Source organism: Streptomyces sp. NPDC007025 (assembly GCF_042869455.1).
Lineage (GTDB): Bacteria > Actinomycetota > Actinomycetes > Streptomycetales > Streptomycetaceae > Streptomyces.
The window spans coordinates 143,787-167,306 of the sequence record NZ_JBIAFT010000014.1; the positions used below are offsets into that span (position 1 = coordinate 143,787).

16 protein-coding genes are annotated in these 23,520 nt (G+C 67.0%); 9 read left to right on the plus strand and 7 right to left on the minus strand.

What is annotated here, in order from left to right; translation table 11 throughout:
* Window positions 1-399 precede the first annotated feature (399 nt).
* A complete protein-coding gene (locus ACFYMO_RS25965) occupies window positions 400-528 on the plus strand; it encodes a DUF6408 family protein (protein WP_272944218.1) in 129 nt (42 codons plus the stop codon).
* Window positions 529-586: 58 nt separating this feature from the next.
* Here the strand turns inward: ACFYMO_RS25965 and ACFYMO_RS25970 are convergent, their stop codons facing one another.
* Both ACFYMO_RS25970 and ACFYMO_RS25975 read right to left on the minus strand, forming a co-directional pair.
* A complete protein-coding gene (locus ACFYMO_RS25970; RefSeq protein WP_388549403.1) occupies window positions 587-2,674 on the minus strand; it encodes a DNA/RNA helicase domain-containing protein in 2,088 nt (695 codons plus the stop codon).
* 160 nt (window positions 2,675-2,834) lie between these two features.
* On the minus strand, window positions 2,835-4,715 hold the full coding sequence (locus ACFYMO_RS25975; protein ID WP_388549297.1) for a DNA/RNA helicase domain-containing protein: 1,881 nt from the start codon (window positions 4,713-4,715) through the stop codon (window positions 2,835-2,837).
* 305 nt (window positions 4,716-5,020) lie between these two features.
* Between ACFYMO_RS25975 and pglW the strand changes: the two genes are divergently transcribed.
* The 3 genes from pglW (at window position 5,021) to ACFYMO_RS25990 (ending at window position 14,242) form a co-directional block, all read left to right on the plus strand.
* The gene (gene pglW, locus ACFYMO_RS25980; RefSeq protein WP_388549300.1) at window positions 5,021-9,766 is read left to right on the plus strand and encodes a BREX system serine/threonine kinase PglW; all 4,746 of its coding nucleotides are present in this window, start codon (window positions 5,021-5,023) and stop codon (window positions 9,764-9,766) included.
* Window positions 9,767-9,821: 55 nt separating this feature from the next.
* On the plus strand, window positions 9,822-13,454 hold the full coding sequence (gene pglX, locus ACFYMO_RS25985) for a BREX-2 system adenine-specific DNA-methyltransferase PglX (protein WP_388549302.1): 3,633 nt from the start codon (window positions 9,822-9,824) through the stop codon (window positions 13,452-13,454).
* Between the two features lie 626 nt (window positions 13,455-14,080).
* Window positions 14,081-14,242: a hypothetical protein gene (locus ACFYMO_RS25990; RefSeq protein WP_388549305.1), complete on the plus strand. Its 162-nt coding sequence runs from the start codon at window positions 14,081-14,083 to the stop codon at window positions 14,240-14,242.
* A gap of 93 nt (window positions 14,243-14,335) precedes the next feature.
* On the opposite strand, the gene ACFYMO_RS25995 is transcribed toward ACFYMO_RS25990, so the two are convergent.
* Complete coding sequence (locus ACFYMO_RS25995; RefSeq protein ID WP_388549308.1) at window positions 14,336-14,839, minus strand: DUF3515 family protein; 504 nt, start codon at window positions 14,837-14,839, stop codon at window positions 14,336-14,338.
* A 141-nt stretch (window positions 14,840-14,980) separates the two neighbouring features.
* Between ACFYMO_RS25995 and ACFYMO_RS26000 the strand changes: the two genes are divergently transcribed.
* The 3 genes from ACFYMO_RS26000 to ACFYMO_RS26010 all read left to right on the plus strand — a co-directional run bounded on the left by ACFYMO_RS26000 (window position 14,981) and on the right by ACFYMO_RS26010 (window position 19,140).
* Window positions 14,981-15,346, plus strand: coding sequence for a MerR family DNA-binding protein (locus ACFYMO_RS26000; RefSeq protein ID WP_388549310.1), 366 nt, complete (start codon window positions 14,981-14,983; stop codon window positions 15,344-15,346).
* 193 nt (window positions 15,347-15,539) lie between these two features.
* On the plus strand, window positions 15,540-18,200 hold the full coding sequence (locus ACFYMO_RS26005) for an ATP/GTP-binding protein (protein WP_388549312.1): 2,661 nt from the start codon (window positions 15,540-15,542) through the stop codon (window positions 18,198-18,200).
* A 4-nt stretch (window positions 18,201-18,204) separates the two neighbouring features.
* Window positions 18,205-19,140, plus strand: a complete 936-nt coding sequence (locus ACFYMO_RS26010; protein WP_388549315.1) for a phosphotransferase — start codon at window positions 18,205-18,207, stop codon at window positions 19,138-19,140.
* A gap of 106 nt (window positions 19,141-19,246) precedes the next feature.
* On the opposite strand, the gene ACFYMO_RS26015 is transcribed toward ACFYMO_RS26010, so the two are convergent.
* A complete protein-coding gene (locus tag ACFYMO_RS26015) occupies window positions 19,247-19,456 on the minus strand; it encodes a DUF397 domain-containing protein (protein ID WP_388549317.1) in 210 nt (69 codons plus the stop codon).
* On the minus strand, window positions 19,438-20,280 hold the full coding sequence (locus ACFYMO_RS26020) for a helix-turn-helix transcriptional regulator (protein WP_276477399.1): 843 nt from the start codon (window positions 20,278-20,280) through the stop codon (window positions 19,438-19,440). The genes ACFYMO_RS26015 and ACFYMO_RS26020 overlap by 19 nt, the downstream gene beginning before the upstream one ends.
* Window positions 20,281-20,465: 185 nt before the next feature.
* Between ACFYMO_RS26020 and ACFYMO_RS26025 the strand changes: the two genes are divergently transcribed.
* Window positions 20,466-20,849: a hypothetical protein gene (locus ACFYMO_RS26025; RefSeq protein WP_388549321.1), complete on the plus strand. Its 384-nt coding sequence runs from the start codon at window positions 20,466-20,468 to the stop codon at window positions 20,847-20,849.
* Between the two features lie 44 nt (window positions 20,850-20,893).
* Entirely contained in the window at window positions 20,894-21,181 is a 288-nt protein-coding gene (locus tag ACFYMO_RS26030) for a hypothetical protein (protein WP_388549324.1), read from the plus strand.
* Between the two features lie 58 nt (window positions 21,182-21,239).
* Here ACFYMO_RS26030 and ACFYMO_RS26035 read toward each other — a convergent pair whose 3' ends face one another.
* On the minus strand, window positions 21,240-22,160 hold the full coding sequence (locus tag ACFYMO_RS26035; RefSeq protein WP_388549327.1) for an RNA polymerase sigma-70 factor: 921 nt from the start codon (window positions 22,158-22,160) through the stop codon (window positions 21,240-21,242).
* Window positions 22,157-23,362, minus strand: a complete 1,206-nt coding sequence (locus ACFYMO_RS26040; protein ID WP_388549330.1) for an NAD(P)/FAD-dependent oxidoreductase — start codon at window positions 23,360-23,362, stop codon at window positions 22,157-22,159. The genes ACFYMO_RS26035 and ACFYMO_RS26040 overlap by 4 nt, the downstream gene beginning before the upstream one ends.
* Window positions 23,363-23,520: the final 158 nt, after the last annotated feature.

The window sequence follows — 23,520 nt, forward strand, 5'->3', positions numbered from 1 at the left end:
CTGCTCGCCGCCCCGCTTTTCGCTGAGCTCTGGACGACGTTCGGGCCGACAGTTGCATCGGCGGCCGTAAGGCCAGGCACGGTCGCACCACCACGCCCACCTGAGACCTGTCAGTCGGTTTCGGGCAGCGCGGTGCGGCAGCGTGAGCCGCCTACAAGGAGGCAGGCAGTGTTCACGACGCCGGGCAGGTGAGGCCCGCCCACCAGGACGCAACCACTCGATGCGATACGGTTGTTGTGCTGCGCACCTTCCCGGAGGGTACGAGGCTCACGTTCCATTCTCACTGCAGTGAGTGTGAGGAGCGGATGGCACGTCGTGTTTTCACAGCACGGACCTTGCGGCTGCCCGGTAGGGCAATCCCGCTCTGCTATCAGCAACTCACCCTGTGGAGTGGTAAGAGTGGAGCCGGTCGAGTACAAGTCCGCGCGTCGTGCACGGGTCCGCAAGATCCTGCTCGACATCGCTACCAACACCGTCACCAGCTTGCTGGCAACGGGACTGGTAGCAGTAGCCACCCATCTCTTCTGAGGTGGGTGGCCGTGGCGGGTCCGGAGAGCCCGCCACGCTTCTTCCCACTGATCGAATTTTAGAACAGCGGCAGGGTCTGTTCTTTGCCGGTTGCCTTCTGTTTTTTCTTACCCTGATCAGGGCGCATTTGATGCTGGACGCGCAAGCCGGGGGGCAGACGTTTCCATGACGGCCTGAGACCGTGAATCTGCACTTCCCCGACGAGTTCCTTGAGGTGTTCCCTCGTCTCCTCGTCCGTCGAGTAAAGCACCGTCGCACGACTGGCACGGGTCATGAGGACGTGATAAGCATTACGGACACAGGTAGCGAACTGAGTGTCACTCAGGTTTTTCGTCCGAACCTTGTCGTCCAGTGAACCCGGTGCGGCAACCCGTTTGATTCGGCTTCCCTTTTCCTTGCACCATCGACCTCGCCGAAACACCCAACGGCCGTCGCGCCACACCATGTCTTCGCCCATGATAACCCCGCACCAATCCCATTCGAGTCCTTGGGCGGTGTACACGCAGCCGATCTGGCTGATACCGGCTTCGTGCACGGCCCAGATCTTCGACGGAGGCACGGTGCCGTTCTCGCAGTAGCTCTCGCTGTCAGCATTCCACGGTCGGCGCCAGTCGCCGATGCGTACATCCGCCTCCAGTCGCTTTCCAGGGTTCTGCGGCTTGTTCCAGGGCCAGCAGAACCCCGCCACCATACGTGCGGAAGCACCCATACGCGCCTCGTGATGAATGATCCGCTCCATCTCCTCGGGTGATTCCGCGACCTCGACATGCATCAGCCCGTCCGGGACCCACACCTTCGGGTCCTGACCGGACATACCCAGAACATCCTGAACCCAGTACACATAGGAGTTGCTTCCGCCGCACCGATACTGGTGCCTCAGGTCGAATGAGACGACCGGCGCCCCCCGCCGTTCCGCCGCATCCTTGATCAGGTTTACCGTGCCCACCTCATTGGGCCGAACGGACTGCCCTTCATCAAGAAAGAACACCGTCACCCGTGATGCGTCCAGCAGCTCATCGACCTGCGGCTTGGTTCCCTGCATTTCTGGAGGGAGGCGGTGGTTCGTGGAGCGCTCCCTCAGCCGGTGCGCCTCGTCGCAGATCAGCACATCCAAGGGTTCCTGCGGCGGAGTGACGAAGCTGCTGAAATAGGCGAAACTGTCCCTGAATGCGCGGTCTCCGTAGCCCACGTGGTTCTGGATTGCTCCGTTGAAAGCCCTGGAACCGCTCGCATAGCGGACATCGCGGCCCGCTGCTTCGAACTCGGCTTTGAGCTGCAGACCGATGGCGCTCTTCCCTGTTCCCGCACCGCCGGTGACGACGAAGACGGCACGCTCGGGCCCAGTGGCATGCATGCCCAGGACCTTGGCGGCCCTGTCCTTGACGTGATCCGCCACCTTCCGCTGATCGCGACGCAAGGTGAAGACGGTGTCCTCCCCGCGAGACATGATCATGGCATCCAGCAGGGATGTGTTCCGCAAGCCCATGCGGCTGAGGAGGGTCTCGGCATGGGAGATCCCGCTGTCCTCCCCGAAGTGTGCCCGCATGTCCTCCATCAGCTGTTCCCGCCGGTCACGGGTATAGACCGCGGAGTAGGCCCCTGTCGGCGCAGTGATGTCAAAGAGTGGCTGAACCGACTCCTGGGTTGCGTTGTGCAGGTAGGTGAAGCCGCTGCACTCGACGGTAATCCCGTGGAGCGGTCCGATTTCCCCAGCGAAGAGGTCGAAACTGGTCGCCAGTTGCAGGGCGGGGTGCTTCTTCGCTTTCGGGATTCCTGGCACATAGACCTTCTCGGCGGTTGCGGCCTCCACCTGCGTCACGGTCGACCATCTTTTCAGCTCGACGAGTTGCACGGAGAGGCCATGCGATACCGGATGCCTCCCGACCAGCACCACATCGATGGTCTGGGCGTGCTTCGGATCTCCGCCGACGGTGGCTGCGCACTCGACGATCATCTCGACGTGTCCGAGATCCGCGTTCACCATGGTGTGGGCCAGCTCCACCAGGCTCTCTGCCCACGCGGTCCGCTCACCGACGGAGACTTCCTTCTCCCGGAAGTATTTCCACCGCTCTGCCAGGTGCGGCACCATGCGGTGCCGCTCGTCCAGCGTGAGCAGGTCTTCGGCACGGAGCTTCAGCAGAAGCATGGACACGGACTGGTCTCCCCCAAGGCACGAGTGACTCGTGCGGGTGGGGGCGTGTCCGTGTGGCTCAGGATGAGCGGAGCGGAAGCCCGTCGGGCCGCAATATTCTGGGCAATTCTAGTGAACGGCGACGACCGGGCGCGGTCGCGGCGGTGTCACGGTGTCACACGGCAGCAGTCTCGAGCTGGGCGCCGACCAGTTCACGGAGCTTCGCCTGCGTCTCGGGGTCCGTCGAATGGACCACGGTGCCGACCATGCCGCGCGTCAGCAGAACCTTGTAGGTGTTGCGGATGAGCCTGTCCACGTCGTCATCCGACGTCGACTTCTTGAAGACCGGGTCCTTGGAGGCCGTGCGGTCGGTGATCCACCGGTCGCCGCGCCAGACCAGGTCGGGCCCGATGATGACACCCGACCAGTCGTACTCGAAGCCCTGCGCCGTGTAGACGCACCCGACCTGTCCGAACCCGGCCGGGTCGGTGGCCCACAGCGCGGAGGGCGGCGCCCCCGCCACCCCTCGGTCGCCCCGCAGGTTCCAGGGGCGTGCCCAGTCACCGATCACGACGTCGGCGGGCAGGGGCTCTCCCGGCTTCGGCTCGGGCGACCACGTCCAGCAGTAGCCGGCCGACATCCGGGCACCGAAGCCCTGGGTGCGCCGTTCGTCGAGGAAGCGCTCCATCTCCTCCGGGCTGTCGGCGACCCGCAGCTCCATCCGGTCGTCCGGTTCCCAGCCGACGGGACCGCCCTCCTCCAGTTCCAGGAGCCGTACGACCCACCGGAGATACGCGTCGCTGCCGCCGCAGCGGAACTGGCTGTCCAGCGGGATGACGGTGCAGGTGAGGTTCTTCTTCTCGGCCGCGGCCCTGATCTCGGCCTCGGTACCCAGTTCGCCGGGGCGGACGACCTGGTGCTGGTCGAGGAGGAAGACAGGGACGCGAGCGGCGTCGATCAGCTCTTCCACCTGGGGTTTGCCGGTGCGGAGGGCGGCGGAGGTGTAGCGGTTGGCGGAGGTCTCCCGCATGCGGTGCGCCTCGTCGCAGATCAGTACGTCGAGGGAGTTCCTCTCGGCGGCCATGAAGCTGTTGAAGTATTTGAAGAGGTCCTGCACCTCGCGCTTCCGGAAGCCCGCCACCTTGCGCATCGTCTTGGTGAACGCCTGCGAGCCGGTGGCATGCAGCGCGGAAGTCCCCTGCCGGTAGAGCTCGCCCAGCAGGGAGAGGGCGATGACGCTCTTGCCCGTGCCGGGTCCGCCGGTGACGACCACGACCTCCTTGCTGTCGGCCTGCTTCGCCTTCCGGACGGCGTTGAGGACCATGCGGTACGCCACCTGCTGCTCGTCGAGCAGCACGAACTGCTCCCGTTCGCGCACTTCCTGGGCGGCGACGGCCATCAGTTGCTTCGAGGGGCCCTGCTTGCCGCTGAGAAGCTCATCGGCCATCGGCGCCCCTGGCGCCGTGTCGCTCAGCTTGGAGCGGAGGTACTTCAGGAACTCGCCTCGCTGCTGTCCGGTGAACATCTGCCCCTGGTCGTCCAGCTCGATCGCGCGCAGACCGGCGACACCGAACTCGGTTGCGTTGTGCAGGTAGGCAACGCCACTCACACGGTGCGAGTGGCCGGCCAGGGCACCGTTGAAGTTGACGAGGTACTGGCAGTATCTGCGCACCTGCTCGATCGGGTTGAGCACGGGAGCTGCGCGGCCGACGTGGCAGAGTTCCGCATCCTCCTCATCGGGTTCCGCCTGCCCCCACTGCTTGAGCTCGACCACGACGTAGGAGGGTTCCCCGGTGGCGGGGTGCCGGCCCGCGAGCACCGCATCGGCGCGCTTGCTGTTGAGCGGGAGGGCGTACTCGAGCAGCACCTCGACGTCGCCGAGGCCGGCTTCGTTGAGTGCGGTCACGAGCGCGGGGATGCTCCGCTCCCAGGAGCGGGCCTCCGAGGAGCCGACCCCGTGGCCGTGCTGGTGGAAGAACTGCTCGGTCAACTGGAAGAAGAGGGAGCCGTCCATCGCCATGGCGGCAACCGTCTTGGCGGACGCGCGGAACAACAAGAAATGCCCCCAGGCAGCACGATGTGACTCGTGCGGGTGGGGGCGTGTCCGTGTGTCTCCGTCTGAGCGAAGCGGAAGCCCGGCGGGCCGCAGATGGCGAGGCGATCAAGCATACCGGCGCCGCGAACACGTGTCGTAAGGACGACGGAGATGCCTGCGGCCGTCGAGAATCTGCACGTGAGCGGCGCGGATGTCGCCTCCCGCAGTTACGATTTTCACCTTGATGGTGATCGCCTTGTCGGGGGCGGCAGGGGCCGGCGATCCGTCAACCATCCACAGTGGCTTGAGAAGGCGGGGACGGAACGATGCGGGAAGGCCGGTGGACGACGGTCACCGAGTCCGAGTTCGACCATGAGCGCCGCGGACTGGATGCCATCCGCCAGAAGCTGCCCGACGCGGATCCGTGGCGGGCCTGGTCGAACTTCACGTTCACCGCGAACACCGGCCATGTGCGGGAGGTGGATCTACTCGTCGTCGCGCCCAGCGGGGTGTGGATGATCGAGCTGAAGAACTGGCACGGCTCGCTGACGAGCGAGAACGGCACCTGGGTTCAGACGACTCCGGGGGGACACCGCCGTCCGCACGGCAATCCGCTGCACCTGGTGAGCAAGAAGGCCCGGGAGTTGGGCGGGCTGCTGCGGCAGCGCGGCGGGCGCGCGTGGGTCGGCGAGGCCGTCTGCTTCACCGAGGACTCGCTGCGTATCCGGTTGCCCGGGCATGACCAGAACGGCGTCTTCAGCGTCGACCAGTTGGTCGCCATGCTCCAGCGCCCCCCGCGGGACGAGCGGCACCGCGTCACGCCGACCAGTTCCCGTGAGGTCAAGGGTGCGCTGGACAAGGTGGGCATCCGGCGCAGCGACGCCGAGTACCGGGTGGGCCCCTACCAATTGGAACGCAAGGCGTTCGACTCCGGGGAGACGTGGGCCGACTACCTCGCCCAGCACGCCGAGTTGCCCGAGTCGGCGCGGGTGCGGGTCTATCTGCGAGAGCGCGGCTCGGACGCCACCATCCGGCAGTCGGTGGAGAACGCGGCCCGGCGCGAGGCCGCCGTCCTGCAGCGATTCCGGCATCCGGGTGCGGTGCAGTACAAGCAGTACCACCCCTCGGGGCACTCCGCCGGACCGGCCCTGATCTTCGACTACCACCCGCAGACGCTGCGCCTGGACGAGTATCTGCTCCAGTACGGGGAGAAGCTCGACATCCTCGGCCGGATGGCGCTGGTGCGCCAGTTGGCCGAGACGATGCGCTCCGCGCACTCCAGCCGCATCCACCACCGGGCGCTGGCCGCCCGCTCGGTGCACGTCATCCCCCGCAACCGGGGCCGCCAGGGACAGACGGTCGGCGAAGAGGCCGCGTGGCAGCACCCGCATCTGCAGATCTCCGACTGGCAGATCGCCACCCAGCGCAGCGGCACCGGCTCCTCCGGCGCGGGCGCGACCCGATTCGCGCCGACGGCGCTGTCCGCGATGCACCTCGCCGACGTCTCCGACCCATACCTGGCGCCCGAGCTGACGGCGCTGAACGCCGACCCGGTGTCCCTGGACGTCTACGGCCTCGGCGTCCTCACCTATCTGCTGGTCACGGGCAAGGCCCCGGCGGCGAGCCAGGCCGAACTGGTCGCCCGGCTGGAGGCCGGTGAAGGTCTGCGGCCCAGTGCGCTGGTGGACGGGCTCTCGGAGGACATCGACGACCTGGTGCAGGCGGCCACGGCCTACCGGCCGGAGCGGCGGCTGTCCACGGTGGACGAGTTCCTGGAGATGCTGGAGCTGGTCGAGGACACCCTCACCAGCCCGGCCGACCCCGCCGTCGCCGAAGAGGCCGAGGCGCCGGAGAAGGACCCGCTCGAAGCCGTGACCGGGGATGTGCTCGGCGGGCGCTGGGAGGTCCTGCGCCGCCTGGGCACCGGTTCGACCAGCCGGGCCTTCCTCGTCCGCGACCTGGAGCACGAGGCGCGCAGAACGCGCCCGCTGGCCGTACTGAAGGTGGCCCTGTCCGACAGCCGGGGCGAGGTGCTGGTCCGGGAGGCCGAGGTGATGGGGCGGCTGCGCCCCGACTCCCGCGTCATCCGGCTGGTGGAGCCGCAGCCGCTGCACCTCGGGGGCCGCACGGTGCTCGCCCTGGAGTACGTGGGCGATGAGCGCGAGGAGGCCGTCGAGCCGGCTGCCTCCGGCAGCGGTCGTCGACGGCACCGCGGGGAGACGGTCGCCCGGCTCCTCCGCGAGAGCGGGCGCCTCCAGATAGACCAGTTGGAGGCGTACGGCGACTATCTGTTCGGCGCCGTGGACTTCCTGGAGGGTGAGAGCGTCTGGCACCGCGACATCAAACCGGACAATATTGCCATAAGGGTGCGTCCGAACCGCACCCGTGAGCTCGTCCTCATCGACTTCTCCCTGGCCGGCTACCCGGCCAAGAACCACGAGGCCGGTACGGAGGGCTATCTCGACCCGTTCATCGGCACCCTGGTCCGCACCGCCTACGACTCGCACGCCGAGCGGTACGCCGTCGCGGTCACCCTGCACCAGATGGCCTCCGGCGAGCTGCCCAAGTGGGGCGACGGCTCCGTCCTGCCCCGGCAGACCGACAAGGAGGAGTTCCCCTGTCCGACCATCGCCGCCGACGCCTTCGAACCCGCCGTACGCGACGGCCTGGTCCGCTTCTTCCGCAAGGCGCTGCACCGGGTCGCCGCCGAACGGTTCCCCGAGCTGAAGCCGATGCGCGACGCCTGGAAGAGGATCTTCCTGGACGCCTCGCAGACGGTGCCCTCCAGCCACCGCTCCCGGCACAGCAGCCATCCGGGACACTCCGGCCAGGACGGGCAGGAGCAGCAGAGAGGGCAAGCGGAGGCCGCGGAGGGAGCGCCAGGGGGACGGCCCGCCATCGCGGACGCAGAACCGCTCTCCGCCGAGCAGCAGCGCGAGCAGTTGGCCGAGCAGGTCACCCGCGACACCCACCTCTCCGCGGCGGGCCTCACCCCGGCCGCCGAGTCGTTCCTCTACGGCCTCGGCATCACCACAGTCGGCGGCCTGCTGGACTACAGCCGCCGCAAGCTCCTCAACGCCCCCGGGCTGGGTGCCAAGACCCGCGGTGAGATCCAACGCCGCCAGCGCCAATGGGGCGAGCTGCTCCGCGAGGCCCCCGTATCGCCACTGACGGCACGCGGCCGGGCCGAGGCGAAGGAAGAGCTGGCGCAGCTCACCCGCACGGAGTCGGCTGTCGCCGACGGTGTCGCCGCGACCACCGATCGGCCCGAGGAGCTGCCGGAATCCGCGCTGCGCGCCCTCAGCCTCGACACGCTGGCCACCGTCCTGGTCCCGGAGCTGAACAACAACGGTTCCAACCACAACAAGGTCGAGATGGTCCGGCTGCTGCTGCGGCTCCCGGACGAGCACGGCACGCTGCCCGATATCGGCGTCTGGCCCAAGCAGAGGGAGGTCGCCGACGCGCTGGGGCTGTCGGCCGGCCGCATCCCGCAGATGCTGAAGGAGGAGCGCAAGCGCTGGAAGAAGCGTCCGGAAGTGCGGGCCCTCCGTGACGAGATCATGGAACTGCTGGCCGGGCTGGGCCGCGTCGCCTCCGCCGTCGAGATCGCCGACGCGCTCGTGCTGCGCCGCGGCACCCAACTCCCCGAACGCCCACAGCGGCGCGCGCTGGCGCTCGCGGCGGTCCGGGCCGTGGTGGAGGTCGAACAGCTCGAACCGGAGAGCGCCCAGTTCCAGCACCAGCCCAACCGCAAAGCCACCGAGGAGGCCCTGGGCGCGGGGCTGCTCGCCCTGGACGTACGGGAGGCCGACGAGGAGACGGGCACCGAAGGCGACCCCCCGGACACCCCCACCGCGCCCGGCCTGCTCGACTACGCCTCCCGGCTGGGCAAGACCGCCGACCGCCTCGCGGGGCTGGACACCCTTCCGACGGCCACGAGGGTCCTGGCCGAACTCGGCGCCCTCGCCCCGCCGCCCGGCGAAGTCGAATGGGACGAACGCCGCCTGGTCGAGCTGGCCGCCTCCGCGTCCACCAACGCGGCGGCCACCCCCCGGCTGGAGATCTACCCGCGCAACCTGGACCTGGTGCGGGCCCTGCGGCTCACCCAGGCGGGCCTGGTACGCCTGAACCCTGGCGTGCCGGACGAGTGGCAGCCCGGACTGACCGGCGAGGACGTGCACGAGCGCGTCCGCACCCGCTTCCCCGAACTGGTCGTCCCGGACGGCCGGGGCGGCACCACCCGCGACCTGCCGACCGCGGGCCCGCTGACGAAGGCTCTGCGCAGCGCCGGCTTCGACCTCACCCTCTCGCTGCGCGAGGACACGAAGACGCTGCGCTATCTGCCCACCCGGATGGACTCGGCCTCCAGCTATCTGACGACCGGCGCCTGGCGCCGCTCCACGGACGTCGGCACCGTCACCCGCTACTCCGACGACCCGACACTGGCCGACGCCGTACGGACCGAGGAGCGCCTGCTCGCCTCGGCGCGGCAGGACGGCTACCGCGTCCTGACCGTACGGGAAGCCCGCGCCTGGCAGGCCACCCAGGAACTGGGCGTCGCGGGCGGCCGGTTCGCCGCCCGGGTCGTCTCGGTGACCGAGCTTTTCCTGGAGGCCATGCACGCCCTGGTGCCCGAGGGCACCAAGCCCACCTGGGAGACGCTGCTCAAGGCCGATGCCGCCGAACCCGGCTCGCGGGGTGCGATGAAGTTCGCGGAGTACGCGCGTACGGCGTGGGGTTCGGTGGAGCCACGCGTGCGGGAGCTGCTGGGCGACGGCGCGGGGAGCGGTTCCCCCTCGGGCTCGGGCTCCGACTCCGGTGAGGGACCGGTGCTGCTGACCGACGCCGCCGTCTTCGCGCGGTACGACGCGATGGGCGTGCTGGACCGCCTCGCGGAAGCGGCACGCCAGGGCGGGCGCGGGCTGTGGCTGCTGGTCCCGCAGAGCGACCCGGCCCGGGAACCGAAGCTGGGGTCGGTCGCCGTCGCGTACCAGGCGGGCCTGGGCGAATGGATAACCCTGCCGGAGTCGTGGGTGCAGAACGCCCACCGGGCGGAGGCGAGCAGCAAGTGAGCGGCGAGCAGATGAAGCGTGCAGTTCGAAGGTTCGAGTTAGAGGGAGACGTCGCGTGATCGACCGCAAGGCTCTGTTGAACGACCTCAAGCAGCAGGTCAAGGCGGTCGAGAGCGATCTCGCGCAGCAGGTGAGGCTGGCGGGTGACGTCGGAGCCAAGCTGCGGAGTGAGTACGACCGGGCGAAGAAGCTGGGCCGTACAGCCGCCACCTGGAACAGTTGGCTGGACGAGCGCGTCACGCAGGTCGCGGTGGCGTGGGTGCTGGGTACGGTCTTCGTCCGCTTCTGCGAGGACAACCGGCTGATCCCGGAGCCGTATCTGACGGCCCCGGAGGACGACCGCCGGGATCTGGCGCTGGCGCGGTACGAGGACTACGTAGCCACGGCGGACGACCCGACGTACCGAGGGTGGATCGAGCGGGCCTTCGACGAGCTGGGCGCCGGGCAGGCGGGCCGGCTGCTGTTCGACCGCCGCCACAATCCGCTGTTCCAGATCCCGCTGTCGCACGACGGCGCCCGGGAGCTGGTCGAGTTCTGGCGGGAGCGGGATGAGGCGGGCGTCCTCGTCCACGACTTCACCGACCCCCTGGAGGAGGACGGCGACGGCACGCGGGGCTGGGACACCCGGTTTCTCGGCGACCTGTACCAGGACTTGAGCGAGGCAGCCCGGAAGACGTATGCGCTGCTGCAGACCCCGGAGTTCGTCGAGGAGTTCATCCTCGACCGGACGATGAATCCTGCGGTGCGGGAGTTCGGCTACGAGGGCCTGAAGATGATCGACCCGACGTGCGGGTCGGGACACTTCGTGCTGGGTGCGTTCCGGCGGCTGGTACGGCTGTGGGCGGAGGGCCGCCCGGGTGTCGACGTGCACGAGCGGGTGCGGGCTGCGCTCGATTCGGTGCACGGGGTTGATGTGAACCCGTTCGCGGTGGCGATCGCGCGGTTCCGGCTGCTCGTTGCGGCTATGGCCGCGAGTGGGATGCGCACGCTGGAGGAAGCGGGGCGCTATGAGTGGCCGATGCACTTGGCGGTGGGCGACTCACTGATCAAGCACCGGCATCGGCAGGGGAACCTGTTCGATGAGTCGGAGGAAGAGGGCGCCGACGAACTCGCGGACTTCAAGTACCAGACGGAGGACGTGCACAAGCACCCGGACATCTTGAAGCCGGGACGGTATCACGTGGTCGTGGGGAATCCGCCGTACATCACGGTGAAGGACCGCAAGCTCAATGAGCTGTATCGGGACCTGTACAGCGCCTGTGCGGGGACGTACGCCTTGTCGGTGCCGTTCGCCCAGCGGTTCTTCGAGCTGGCGATGGAGGGGGAGAAGGAGAGCGGGCTCGGATACGGCATGGTCGGTCAGATCACCGCTAACTCGTTCATGAAGCGCGAGTTCGGGGCGCGGCTGATTGAGACCTATTTTGGGCATGAGGTCGAACTAACCGAGGTCATCGACACTTCCGGTGCATATATACCTGGGCACGGGACGCCGACGATCATCCTTGTAGGAAGGTCGCGAGGAGGGAACTCTAGATCGGTAAAGATTCGCACGGTACGAAGCGTTCAAGGGGAGCCTGCAGCGCCACAACACGCTCATGAGGGGCTCGTCTGGAGCGCTATCACGAATCAGATAGATACACCCGGATCAGTGAGTCAATGGGTCTCAGTCGATGACCTGGAGCGCCAACTCTACTTTGGCAAGCAACCATGGATCTTGGCAGATGGCGGCCTAGAAATGGTAGATCAGCTAAATAGAGCCATGGTTCGACCCATGAGGCAGGATATCGAACCGCCGATTGGCCGCGCAATTCGCGCAGGAGCGGACGAAGCTTATATTCGACCGCTACGCAGCACCTTTCGCGCATCAGCACACAAAGGCGCGCTTCGTCCACTCATGATTGGCGAAACCGTTCGCGACTGGAACGCCGAGCCTCAGGAAGCAATCTGGTTTCCCTACGCGAAGGAAATTCAACCCGGAGATCTCGCGATCGAACTCTGGCCCCTGCGCCGCACCCTCGAAGTTCGGCGAACTTTTCAAGGCGACATGGCAGCCGCTGGCCTCCAGTGGTGGGACTACATGCAGTTCACCTCGTCCGCGTACCGAACGCCCCGGTCGATCGCTTTCGCGTTCGTAGCTACGCATAATCATTTCGTATTGGACCGAGGCGGTAAGGTATTCAAGCAATCGGCACCAGTAATTAAACTGCGAGATGATGCATCCGAGGAAGATCACCTACGACTCTTGGGATTGCTCAATAGCTCCACTGCCTGCTTTTGGCTGCAGCAAGTCTCGCACAACAAGGGAGAAGGTGGAGGCGCACGCGTCGAAGCCGGTTATTCCGCGATGGGAAGCGAAGCTTGGAAAAACTCCTTTGAATTTACAGGAACTAAGCTGCAAGATTTCCCCCTGCCTGCATCTCATCCATCCATTCTTGCCACTGCACTTGACACTCTCGCTCAGCAACTTACCGCGACCAGCCCCTCAACTCTCATGCCCAAGACAACCCCGACCGCATCAATCCTCCGCGAAGCCCGCACAACCTGGCACTCCACCCGCGCCCGCATGATCGCCCTCCAAGAGGAGCTCGACTGGCAGGTCTACTCCCTCTACAACCTGCACCCCGAGGACCTCCGCGTCTCCGAGGACTCGGACTCCCCCGACATCCCGGAACTCGCCCTCGGTGAACGTGCCTTCGAGATCGTGCTGGCCCGCAAGGTGCAGGCTGGGGAAGCCAGCGACGAGTGGTTCAAGCGGCACGGCTCCACGCCCATCACGGAGATCCCCGAGCACTGGCCCGCCGCGTACCGCGAGGTGGTGCAGAAGCGAATCAACGCAATCGAGTCGTCCCGCGCCATCGGCATGGTGGAGAGGCCCGAGTACAAGCGGCGGTGGGCGACCGAGGGGTGGGACGCGCTTCAGGAGAAGGCCCTCAAATCCTGGTTGCTGGACCGGATGGAGAACAAGGAGCACTGGTACGACGAGAACGGGATGCCCGCGCTCGTCCCGCTCTCCCGGCTCACCGACGCGCTCTCTCAGGACGAGGACTTCGTGTCCGTCGCGAAGATCTATGCGCCCCGCAAGGAGCTGGCGACCGTCGTCGGCGAGCTGATAACCGATGAGCACGTGCCGTTCCTCTCCGCACTGCGCTACAAGCCCTCCGGGCTCAAGAAGCGGGAGGACTGGGAGCACGTGTGGGACCTCCAGCGGGAGGAGGACGCGGCACCGGACGAGCCGACCAAGCGCAAGATCCGCGACAGCATCCCCGTGCCGCCCAAGTACACCTCCGCCGATTTCCTCCGCCCCTGCTACTGGCGGGCACGCGGCAAGCTGGACGTGCCGAAGGAGCGGTTCATCTCCTACGGGCAGGCCAACGTGGCGAAGCCGGAGCTGTACGGCTGGGCCGGGTGGGACCACCAGGAGCAGGCGTACGCCCTCGATGCCTACATCGCCGCGCACGAGGAGTTGACCTCCGAGCAGGTGGCGCCGTTCCTCGCGGGGCTGCTGGAGCTCCAGCCCTGGCTGGACCAGTGGCACGGCGAGTTCGACGCCACCTTCGGTGCCTCCCCTGCCGCCTTCTTCCGGGGAGACCGTCAGATGGTTCAGGGCGAGAACGGTCTGACGGACGACGACCTGCGCGCCTGGCGGCCGGCCGCCGCTGCACGTGGACGGCGAACCGCCAAGAAATAGCGAAGAACGCCCCCTTGCAACACTCTGCTCCGCTCACGCATCAGGCTGTGAGCGGAGCAGAGAGACCAGAGCCACCACCGTGGCTGGTGCGCTTCGGATCTCACGTGACGCTTCGCCATCCCTGCTGCACCAGTTCTGTGCTCACAGATCGAGACGCCACCACGCCAAGACCGTGCCCCTATGTGATGAGCCTGGCGAGTCGCTTGTAGCAGCAGAGAGCTGCGGGGATGAAGTGGCGGCCCCTCACTCCCTTTCCCGCACCACGAGCTGAACTGACGGCCGGTCAGGATTGCACAGTCTGCGTGGCGTTGACTGATCGATCTGTCCGAAAAGCCCATTGCAGGGCCAGATCCTGACATGGAAGCCTCAGGGTCAGGATTCGCACATATCGATGGAAAAGTGCAGGCATCGCCGCCGCTGGCGCAGCCCTCGCACTCACCTTCCCGGCCTCGGCATCGGCCGGCACCACCGGTGCAGGAAGCTGGGATTACGTCGGTTCCTCGTCGTTCTACGAGGTGAACGGCGTTTACTACAGCCACCCCGTAAAGTCACACGGCGGGAACTTCAAAGCCTGCATTTATACTTCGACCAGCGGGAAGCGAGCGTACGCTTTATACGAAGACGACGTGAACAATTACGACGACAAGGTCGGTTCCGTGCGCCAGCAGGTCGCGGGAGGATGCGAGACCTGGGACGTATCGGGGGCCGTGGACGGCGACAACCACCGAGCGGAACTGTACATCGCAACCAATGACTCAAGGGCGTATAAGGTGAAGTACTACGACTGACAGAATGCCATGGTGCTCGCTCCGTTACGGCGGGGCGAGTACCACAGCATTCCGGAGGAAGTGACACGCTTCATTTCATACACTACAGGCCGATCAGCCGATGTCACTCAAGTCGATGCACTTCGACTTTTGAGGGAAATCCATAATTCCTTCGTTTATAACAACCAGCACGTCGCCGCCCAGACCACTGTCTCCGTCGATCTTCACCTCAACTGCGGGTATGCGCCCGTAGGTGGTGAGGACCTTTTCCCCGCTGCTGTTCATTCTGTTCTCGTCGAGCACCCAGTCCACACCGTTGATGTTCGTGCAAAGGTTTGGGGTCGGAGGTAGGGGCTTCACTCCGCATCGCATGACGATCGAACCGTCTCCCCACGCGGCCGCACCCGCGCCTTCGGTTCGGTCCCGGGATTGCCCGAGAAGGGTTTCAGGCACCGTAGATGTGAGGTGTGAGCACCGAGGGTCGCTCGCGAAAGGCCCCGGTTCCACGGATTTCTTCGCGAACAGCAAGAAATACCAGACGGCGCCGGCAGAAAGAGCCACCGCGATGCCCAGCCCGTAAAAAAGGTGGCTTCTTTTAGCCCCGGACTTGAACCACATAGACCCATTCTAACTGATGCCACCCGGGCCTCAGACAGAGCGCTAGTGCAATCACATGCGGACACCGTTTCCTCCCTCATCCGAAAAGAGCGGAATACGCTCCAGAGTCAAGTCGGAGGGGCGAGGTGGAGGTGGGAAGCCATGCTCATCGGAGAGTGGGTCCGCGCAAGCCAACCTGAGCAAGCGCACCTTCGCTTCTACGAACGTATGGGCCTCGTTACCGGCCGACGTCTGCCCAACGGCTACTGCGACTCCCCACCGGAAGCGCCGATCTGGCTGCAGTACGTACACACCGCACAGAAGCTCGGCTTCTCGCCGGCCGAGACCGCACAGCACGGCGAGGATCTACGTAACTCCCCGGGTTCCGCCGATGCGCTGTCCGCACTCCTGGCGGAGAAGTTCCAGCTCATCGACGCCCGCATGGCCGAACTCACCGCCCTACGAGCAGACCTCGAAACACGCGTCGGCACCGGGTACCCCCTGCGGGCCGCCCAGCAAGTCGGCTGAGCGCACACAAGCGCGACCCATTCCGTCGACCAGTCACGGGAGCATCGGCGGCGGTTCGGGAGCCTGCCGGAGATCTTTGGGGTCAGAAGCTTCCAGAGTCTTCCCGTTGGGCCAGGAACCTGTGCTTGACTACACGTCAGGTGACCGGTTGCTACGCGTGCCTGGTTCCCCCGCGTTGAGGAGTAGCTTCTGTATGACTAAGCCGGATTTGCGCGCGTTGTTCCGTTCGAATGATCGCGAGGTGAAGGCGGTCGACTTCTTCGCCGACCGGCGCGACGAATGGGACACCGTGGTGACCAGCCTCGTACGGCATACCCAGCGCGTGCGGGGGGCCGGGTTCAGTGTCGAGGACCTGGAAGCGCCCCGTCGGAACGTGCTGGTCTTCTACGGCGTGGGCGGTATCGGCAAGTCCACGCTGTCGCGAGCCCTGACTGAGCACCTGAGAGATCGCGAAGGTGGCGACAGCGGGTGGTCCCCGCTCGATCCACAGGTGGGGCGGGTGGTGCCGGTCCGGGTGGACATGTCCCGGGATTCGGGTGGAGACTTCGAGTCCTTGATGCTGAGCCTCCGGTTGGCAGCGGCGGACCTCGGGCAGCCGATGCCGACGTTCGACATCGCATTTCAGCGTTACTGGGATCGCAACCATCCGGGTGAGCCGCTGGACGAGTATCTGCGACGGCGCACGTGGTTCAGTCGTTTCTCGGGAGCCCAGTCGCTGTCCGAACAGATGCAGTCGGCCTTGGCAGATGTCGCGCAGGCGGTGGCTCTTCCGGGGACGACCGGTGCCTTGGTCGGGCAGGGACTGCGGTCAGTGGTTCGCGCTCTGCGCGAACGACGGCATCAGATCCGCTCCCTCGCCGAGTGCCAGCGGCTCGCCGACCTGCTCGAGGCCGATCCCGACCTCGAAGCGCTCAGCTACTACGCCCATCTGCTGGCCTGGGATCTCGACAGGGTGCCTGCAAAGCACCGGGCGACGCCGGTAGTGCTCCTGGACACCTTCGAGGACGTCGGGGATCGCGTACATCGTGATCTCGAACGGCTGATTCAACGCGTGGTGTGGCTGATGCCGAACGCGCTCTTCGTCATCACTGGACGCAATCGTCTGCAGTGGGACGATGCACGGCTCGAGGGGCAGTTGGACTGGGCAGGGCCTCAGTTCTGGCCTCAGCTCGCGGGAGGCGCGGCTGAAGAGCCGCGGCAGCACACCGTGGGCTATCTGTCGGCGGAAGACTGCGAGACCTACCTGTGCAAGCGGCTCACCATGGCCGGGCAACCGCTGATGGACGACCGTACGCGGCACATCATGACTGCCAACTCGCATGGCCTGCCGCTGTATTTAGACCTCGCTGTCATGCGCTTCCTCGATCTCTACCGAGACTATGGGCGGGCCCCTGAGCCGAACGAATTCAACTTCGACTTCCCGGCCCTGGTCGCGCGGACATTCCGGGACCTGTCTCCGAACGTGCGCCAGGTTCTGCGGGCAGTGAGTCTGCTGGACTCCTTCTCGGTCGAGCTGGCTGTCGCTGCGGCCGGGCTCGACCACGATGCCCCGGCCCTGGAGCTGGTGGAGCGGCCGTTCGTGGATGCGGATCCAGGCGCGCCGTGGCCGTATCGCGTTCATGCTCTGGTCCGGGAAGCAGTCCAGGAAGCCGATTCCACGAGCGAGGATCGCTGGAGTGCGGCGGACTGGAGGAGAGCGGCGCAGCGGACGTTCGATGCCCTGGGTCGTGAGGCGTCCGGGGATCGGATCCATCTGGTTGCTGCTTTGCGGCAGGGTCTGAAACTGGCACGTGATTACGGGCTGGAGCTCGGCTGGCTGACGGATGCGGCGTTCCGCTATGTCGACGACTTCGTCTGGGAGCCCATCGAAATTCCCGCGCTTCCGTCTGCCGAGCCTGGCAGCGAGGTGATCGGCAGTGCTGCGGAGGCGCTGGCTGCGGCGCTGCGCGCGATCGCGCAACGCCAACGCAGGCACCGCGGCTGGACCGCGGAGCAGCTCCGTATGGTCCTGGAGTCGGACCTCCTGCCCGAACCCTTGCGGGAACTCCCGCGATACTTCCTCGCGGAGTGCGATCGGGATCTGGGCAACCTCGATGACTCTCTGGACGGCATGCGGCGGGTTGTCGATGGCGGGGGACGGCTGGCTCCCACAGCCGCTCGGGGCCTCGCACACTTGGCCCGCCGAGTGGGGCGGTTCCCACAGGTACGTGATGTGGCGGAGACGCTCGGGGTGGAGGGCCGCAAGGACCGTGTACTCGGCGATCTGTGCTGGACGCAGGGAAGCATGGCCCTGGCCTGCTCGTCGTACGCGGTGAGCCGCGATGAGGCGCTGCAGCTCGGCCACACAGGTGAGGCCGCGCTGTCCCAGGCATGCCTGGCCTTCGCATCTGCCTATCAGGACCGCCCTCGCGCCGCGGAACAGATTGCACGCGCCCGAGACCTGCTGGGCGGCGTCTCGATCCGGTGGGCAGAGGTCCAGACACGCATCGCCGAACTGGTACGGAACGCCGGCGTCGAGCCCGATCTTCCTGAGCGGGCCGAGGAGGTGGCTGCGCTGGCGGGTGAAGCCGGGCTGTCGTCTTCGGTCGCCTACATCCGCTTCGCCGTATGCCTGCACGCAGTCGTCCTGGACTCCCCAGACCTGTTGTCCGGGGCCAGGACCCGGTTGAACGAGTGCGTCCGTGGCGAAGAGTTCGCCTACCTGGCCGAACTCTCCTACCTCATCGCAGACGAAGAACCTCCTGCCGAGCTTCCCCGAGCGCAGTGGCTGGACGGGCAGGACCAGGTCCGGGCACGCTGGACCGCCATCGCAGAGGACCGGCGTCGGGAAGCCGCAGTGAGTAGAGGAGAGTGACCGGGTGGCGAAGTACACCACCTCAGACCAGCTCGACGTTTCCGCCCTTGCCCAGCATTACGGGCTTGATCAGGTACGACTCACACCTCTCGCAGGTGGGGCGGCGAACTCCAGCTTCAGGCTGTCCAGCGCCTCCGGTCAGTTCGTCCTGACGATCCTCGACAACCACGACTGGACCAGTGCTCAGCGTCTGGCGGCGCACACCCAGGCCGCCTTCCGGCTGGGCGTGCCCACCACAGAGGTGGTCCCGTCAGTTGAGGGCGCCGCGATCACTCCGATGGGTGACCGGCCCGCGATCCTCAAGAAGTGGATCTCGGGAGAGGTTCAGGAACCGCTGCCCGAGTCGCTCCTGCCTGATGCTGGACGCATTCTTGCTCAGTTGCACGCGCTTCCCCCACGATCGCCAGGGCTTGAGGACATCCCGACCGGGACCCGGAGACTGTCCGGCACCCACATGGCGGAGATTCCGAGTTTCGCCGACCGTGATTTCGCGATCTGGCTGACAGACTGGCTCGACCGAGTCCAAGCCGTCGAAGCGGGACGCGAGCGTCGCAGCGCGGTGGTGCATGGCGACCTCTTCGCGGACAACGTCGTCGTTCGGCAGGACGGTCACCTGTCGGTGCTGGACTGGGAAACGATCTCGCTTGACGATCCTCTCCTCGACCTCGGAATGGCAGCCGTAGGGCTCGCCCAGGAGGCCGGAATCCTGGTCCCGGCGCGACTGGATGCTCTTCTCTCCGGGTACCGGGACGTCGCTTCGCTGTCCGGGGAGGACGCCGCAGCGTTGCCGATGGAGATCGTGCACGCGGCGTTGATCATCGCCTTCCACCGCTACTACCGGCACAACATCCGCTTCCCCGACCCGGCCAAGAGCTCCATCCACAACGAGATGCTCCAGTTTGTGGATTCGGTGGTGAAATCGACCTCGCTGCGAGGCTGAGACCGCTTGGGACGCCGCTCCCCCACCACGCAGGCCGGCTGAGTACAGAGGGAAGCGGCTCCAGCGGCCTATGGCGCTGGAGCCGCTTCCCTGTTCTTGCTGTCGCTCAGGCGTGCAGCTCGCCGACCTTGACGGCCGAGAGGAACGACGACCAGCCGTCCGCCGGGAACGTCAGTACCGGCCCGTGGGGCGCCTTGCTGTCGCGGACGGGGACGAGGGTGGCGAAGTCATCGGAGACCTCGACGCACGCACCACCGTCCTGGTTGCTGTAGCTGCTCTTGCGCCAGCTCACGGCGCTCAGGTCGAGGGATCGCAAGGCACTTCCTCCAACATGCGCAGGATGAATTTTCGCGACTCGACTGGGGACAGCGCCAAATCGCGCACCGCATCGTACGCGAGCTGAAGTCGCTCGACCGCTGCGGTTTCCTCGATCAGTTCGCCCCGGTAGCCGCTCTCCGTGTAGGCCAACGTACGCCCCTCCGGCTGCCGGAGGTACCAGACGTCCACGTTCATCAGCCCATGAAAGCCCGCGCTGAAGGGCAACACCTGGAGCGCGACGTTCCCCCTGTCCGCCGCCCCCACCAGGTACTCCAACTGCTTGCGCCACTCCCCCGCGTCCCGCAGCGGCGTGCGAAGCACCGCCTCGGACAGGATGGTGCGGAAGGGCGGTGCGTCGTCGCCCTCCAGCAGCGAGCGCCGACTCATTCGGGCCTGCACCTGCTGTTCCAGGTCCAGGCCCTTCGAGCCACCAGCCGCGAGCACCTCACCCGCGTACCCCGGGGTCTGCAACAACCCCGGCAGGACGCTGACCGCGAAGTGCCACAAGCTCGTGGCCTTGGCTTCCAGTTCCATGTAGCGGCGGTAGCGCTCGCGGAACTGGGTCTGGTCGTTGATGGCCAGCTCCCACAGGGCCAGGAGCAGCCCTGGGGTGCCGTAGTGCTGGTCGAGAGCCTCGACGACTTCGGGCCCGCCCAGGGTCTCGCCGCTCTCCATCTTGCCGAACAGGGACCAGTCCCAGCCCAGTCGGTCGCCGAGCTGGCGGAGGCTCTCTCCGCGCTGCGCCCGCAGGTGTCGAAGTTCTTCCGCGAACCGGGCGCGTGGTTCGCGGCTGCGGCCGGTGACCGCTCGCCTCGTCGGCATGGTGTGCCTCCGTGGAAGGTGTGGAACATGCGCTGGTCTGCCGGGGAAGCACAACCGGTCTGCGGTGTGCGCAGCTCAGCCAGGACGCATTCTCGTAATGCGCCCCTCACGCACGGTAGTTCAGCCAGTGCGCGCCGGGCGGCGAAATATCAGAACAAACCATGAAAAGTTCAGGAGCACTTCCCATGGCGAACCCGCAGCAGCGCCCGGACCGCGCCGACGACAGCAACGGCGACCCGCACCAGAGCCCGACCGCCGACCCGTACCCGAACGAGCTCCGAGGCTGGACCGAGGGCCGGGTACCGGCCGGGGTCGGCAAGATCCGCGAGGCGGTGGCGGCACGTGACGCACTCGCCGAGGCGCTGACCCGCGCCGGTGTTCAGCTCCCGGCGATGGACGTACGCACCCCGTGGCGGGACGCACTGCCAGGTAGTGACGAGAGTGGCGGCGAGCACGACATGCCGGACTCCACGCGGGCCGCCCGGTACGCGCTCGTCCACCTCGGTGTCTGTTCGGCCTCCGTCGCCTTCGCACTGGCGGCCGTGATCGCGCGGGGTGCCGGCCGGTGACGGACGGCGGAGCCCGGTCGCAGGCGCCGGTTGCCGTCACGCCCGTGGAACCGGTCGTCGGCTCGGCGGTACGGGATCTCGCCCGTGACCGGATCGGGGTGGTGATGGAGCGGGAGGGCCGCTATCTCCAGCTCCGCCCGCTGGGCGGGGGACGGGAGTGGGACGCGGACCCCGACCGCGTCCGGCTGCTGACCCACGCCGAGGTGCTGAGCGCCCGCGTCGCGGAGACGAACGCACGCAGTCGGCGGCGCCTCGAGCTGGGCGGAGCATCCGAGGCACCCCGCACATCGTCCTGGAGCGGCCCGGACCCGTGCGGCCCATGCCGCCCATGAGCAGCGGTCGCGGACGACGAGCCCCGCCACGCCCGGCGACAGCTCGCGGTGAGGACGCTCAGGGCGCCCCGATGTCGTAGGCGGTGCCGTCGGCGACGGCATGGAGTTTGTCCGGGTTGGCCACGTTGTGGATGACGGTGATGCGTCCGTCGGCGCCGAAGTCGAACGTGACGGTGGCGATCACGCGTCCCGGCGCGCTGAAGACGATGCCCGGCCCGCCGTTAATCACGACGAGTTCGGCATGCATGTCGGCCGGCGCGATGCCCTGGTACGGGACGGTACCGATGGCCGCGAACCAGTTGGCCACCGTGCTTGCGCCGACAACCGGGCGCAGGGCCTGGCGGACCTTGCCGCCGCCGTCGGTCCACAAGGTGACGTCCGGGGACAGCAGTTCCATCAGGGTGTTGATGTCACCGCCGGTCGTGGCAGCGAAGAACCGCTCGGTGGCCTCGCGCTGCCTGGTCCGGTCGGCTGCGAAGCGCGGCCGCCGGGCCCGCACGTGCTCGCGGGCCCGGTGCGCGGCCTGCCGCACCGCAGGTTCGGAACGTTCCACGGCCTCGGCGATTTCGGCGTGGCTGAAGTCGAAGACCTCCTTGAGCACGAACACCGCGCGCTCCAGCGGGCTGAGCGTCTCCAGCACCACCAGCATGGCCATCGACACCGACTCGGTGTCCACGACGGCCTCGGAGGCATCCCCACCGGTGAGGATGGGCTCCGGGAGCCACGGCCCCAGGTAGGTCTCGCGCTTGTGCCGAGTCGAGCGCAGCCGTTCCAGCGCCAGGTTCGAGACGATCCGCGTCAGGTATGCCTTGGGGTCGGCCACCTGCGAGCGGTCCGCGGCGGACCACTTGATCCAGGCGTCCTGGACGGCGTCCTCGGCGTCGGCCGCAGTGCCCAGGAGGCGATAGGCCACGGAGAACAGCAGGCTGCGGTGCTCGTGGAAGACCTGCTGGTCGGGGTGGGCTGACAGGTTGATCACCGGGCCTCCCGGACACGGGTGAAGCGGCCCCCGCGGGGCCAGAACGCACCCGAGGTGGGCATCTTCTTCATACGGCCATAGGTCGGCCAGGGCGAGGCGGTCACCGTTTCCTTGTACCGGACGGCCATGCGGCCGGTCAGGAAGATCCGGCGTGGGCTGTCATCGGGGCGGGTGAACTGCACCACGGCGTCGCCGCGTCCCAGACTCACCGGCGTGTGGTAGTAGCCGAAGCGGAACGGCTTGGGCTGCTTGCCTCTGAGTATGCGCTCGATGGACAGCGCGGCATGCACACCGGTCGGCATGCCGCCCTGGCAGGTGCCGTGCAGCACGCCGTAGCGCTGGCGGATCGCGGCTGCGTCGCCGATCGCGTACACGTCGGGGTGGGACACCGACCGCAGTGTGGCGTCGGTGACGATGCGTCCGCGACGATCGACGGCCAGCCCGGCGGCGGCCGCCGACGGCGACACCCGGGTACCGCTCGTCCACAGGACCGCGTCGGCGGCGATGCGCTCCCCGCCTGCCAATTCCACCCCGTCGGGCAGAACCTTCACCACCTCGGCTCCTGTGCGTACCTGGACGCCCAGCCGGTCGAGCGCGGCGTGCACGTACGCCTTGGCCTTGGGATTCATGGCCGCGCCGGGCTCGGTCCGGCCCTGTAGCACGACGTCCAGTTCCGGGTGCCGCTCGGCGATCTCCGCGGCCGACTCGGTGCCGGTCAGCCCGCTGCCGGCGACCACCACCGTGCCGCTGCCGAGCCGCCGAAGTCGGTCGGCGAGCAACTCGGCGTCCGGGGCACTGCTCAGGGTGTACGCATGGTCCTCGGCGCCCGGCACCGCCGACGTGTCGGCCGCACTGCCCAACGCGTACACCAACGTGTCGTAGTGCAGGACCCGGTCGTCGTCGATCCGTACAGTCCTGGCGTCCGCGTCCACCGCCGTCACCCAGCCCCGTACGAATCGCGCCCCCGTGCCCTCCAGCAGCTCCGGGATGCTCAGCTCGGCGAGCCGCTGCCCGGTCGCTGTCATGTGCAGCCGCATGCGCTCGGTGAACCGCTCCTGCGCATTCACCACGGTCACCCCTACGCCCTCGCGCCGGTTGCTCCTGGCCGCCAGTTGGATGGCCGCGGACATCCCCGCGTACCCGGCTCCCAGGACCACCACACGGTGTGTGACCGTCATGCCGGTTTCCTGCTGTGTGCTCACCGTTCCGTCCTCCTCCGTCGCTTCCGACGACCACCAGATGGAAGCGGACCTCCCATCCGTGACAAGAGGGCGATGTGATGCACAGCACAGTCCGAATCGATGTCCGCCCCAACGTTCCGCACTCCCGCACCAAGCGGTTGTGCCGGCTGCTTGCCTGA

Bases quoted from the DNA above. Each gene is read 5' to 3' on its own strand.
- pglW (WP_388549300.1), top strand. From the start codon at position 5,021: ATGCGGGAAGGCCGGTGGACGACGGTCACCGAGTCCGAGTTCGACCAT.
- ACFYMO_RS25995 (WP_388549308.1), bottom strand. From the start codon at position 14,839: ATGTGGTTCAAGTCCGGGGCTAAAAGAAGCCACCTTTTTTACGGGCTG.
- ACFYMO_RS26000 (WP_388549310.1), top strand. From the start codon at position 14,981: ATGCTCATCGGAGAGTGGGTCCGCGCAAGCCAACCTGAGCAAGCGCAC.
- ACFYMO_RS25970 (WP_388549403.1), bottom strand. From the start codon at position 2,674: ATGCTTCTGCTGAAGCTCCGTGCCGAAGACCTGCTCACGCTGGACGAG.
- ACFYMO_RS26025 (WP_388549321.1), top strand. From the start codon at position 20,466: ATGGCGAACCCGCAGCAGCGCCCGGACCGCGCCGACGACAGCAACGGC.
- ACFYMO_RS26005 (WP_388549312.1), top strand. From the start codon at position 15,540: ATGACTAAGCCGGATTTGCGCGCGTTGTTCCGTTCGAATGATCGCGAG.
- ACFYMO_RS26020 (WP_276477399.1), bottom strand. From the start codon at position 20,280: ATGCCGACGAGGCGAGCGGTCACCGGCCGCAGCCGCGAACCACGCGCC.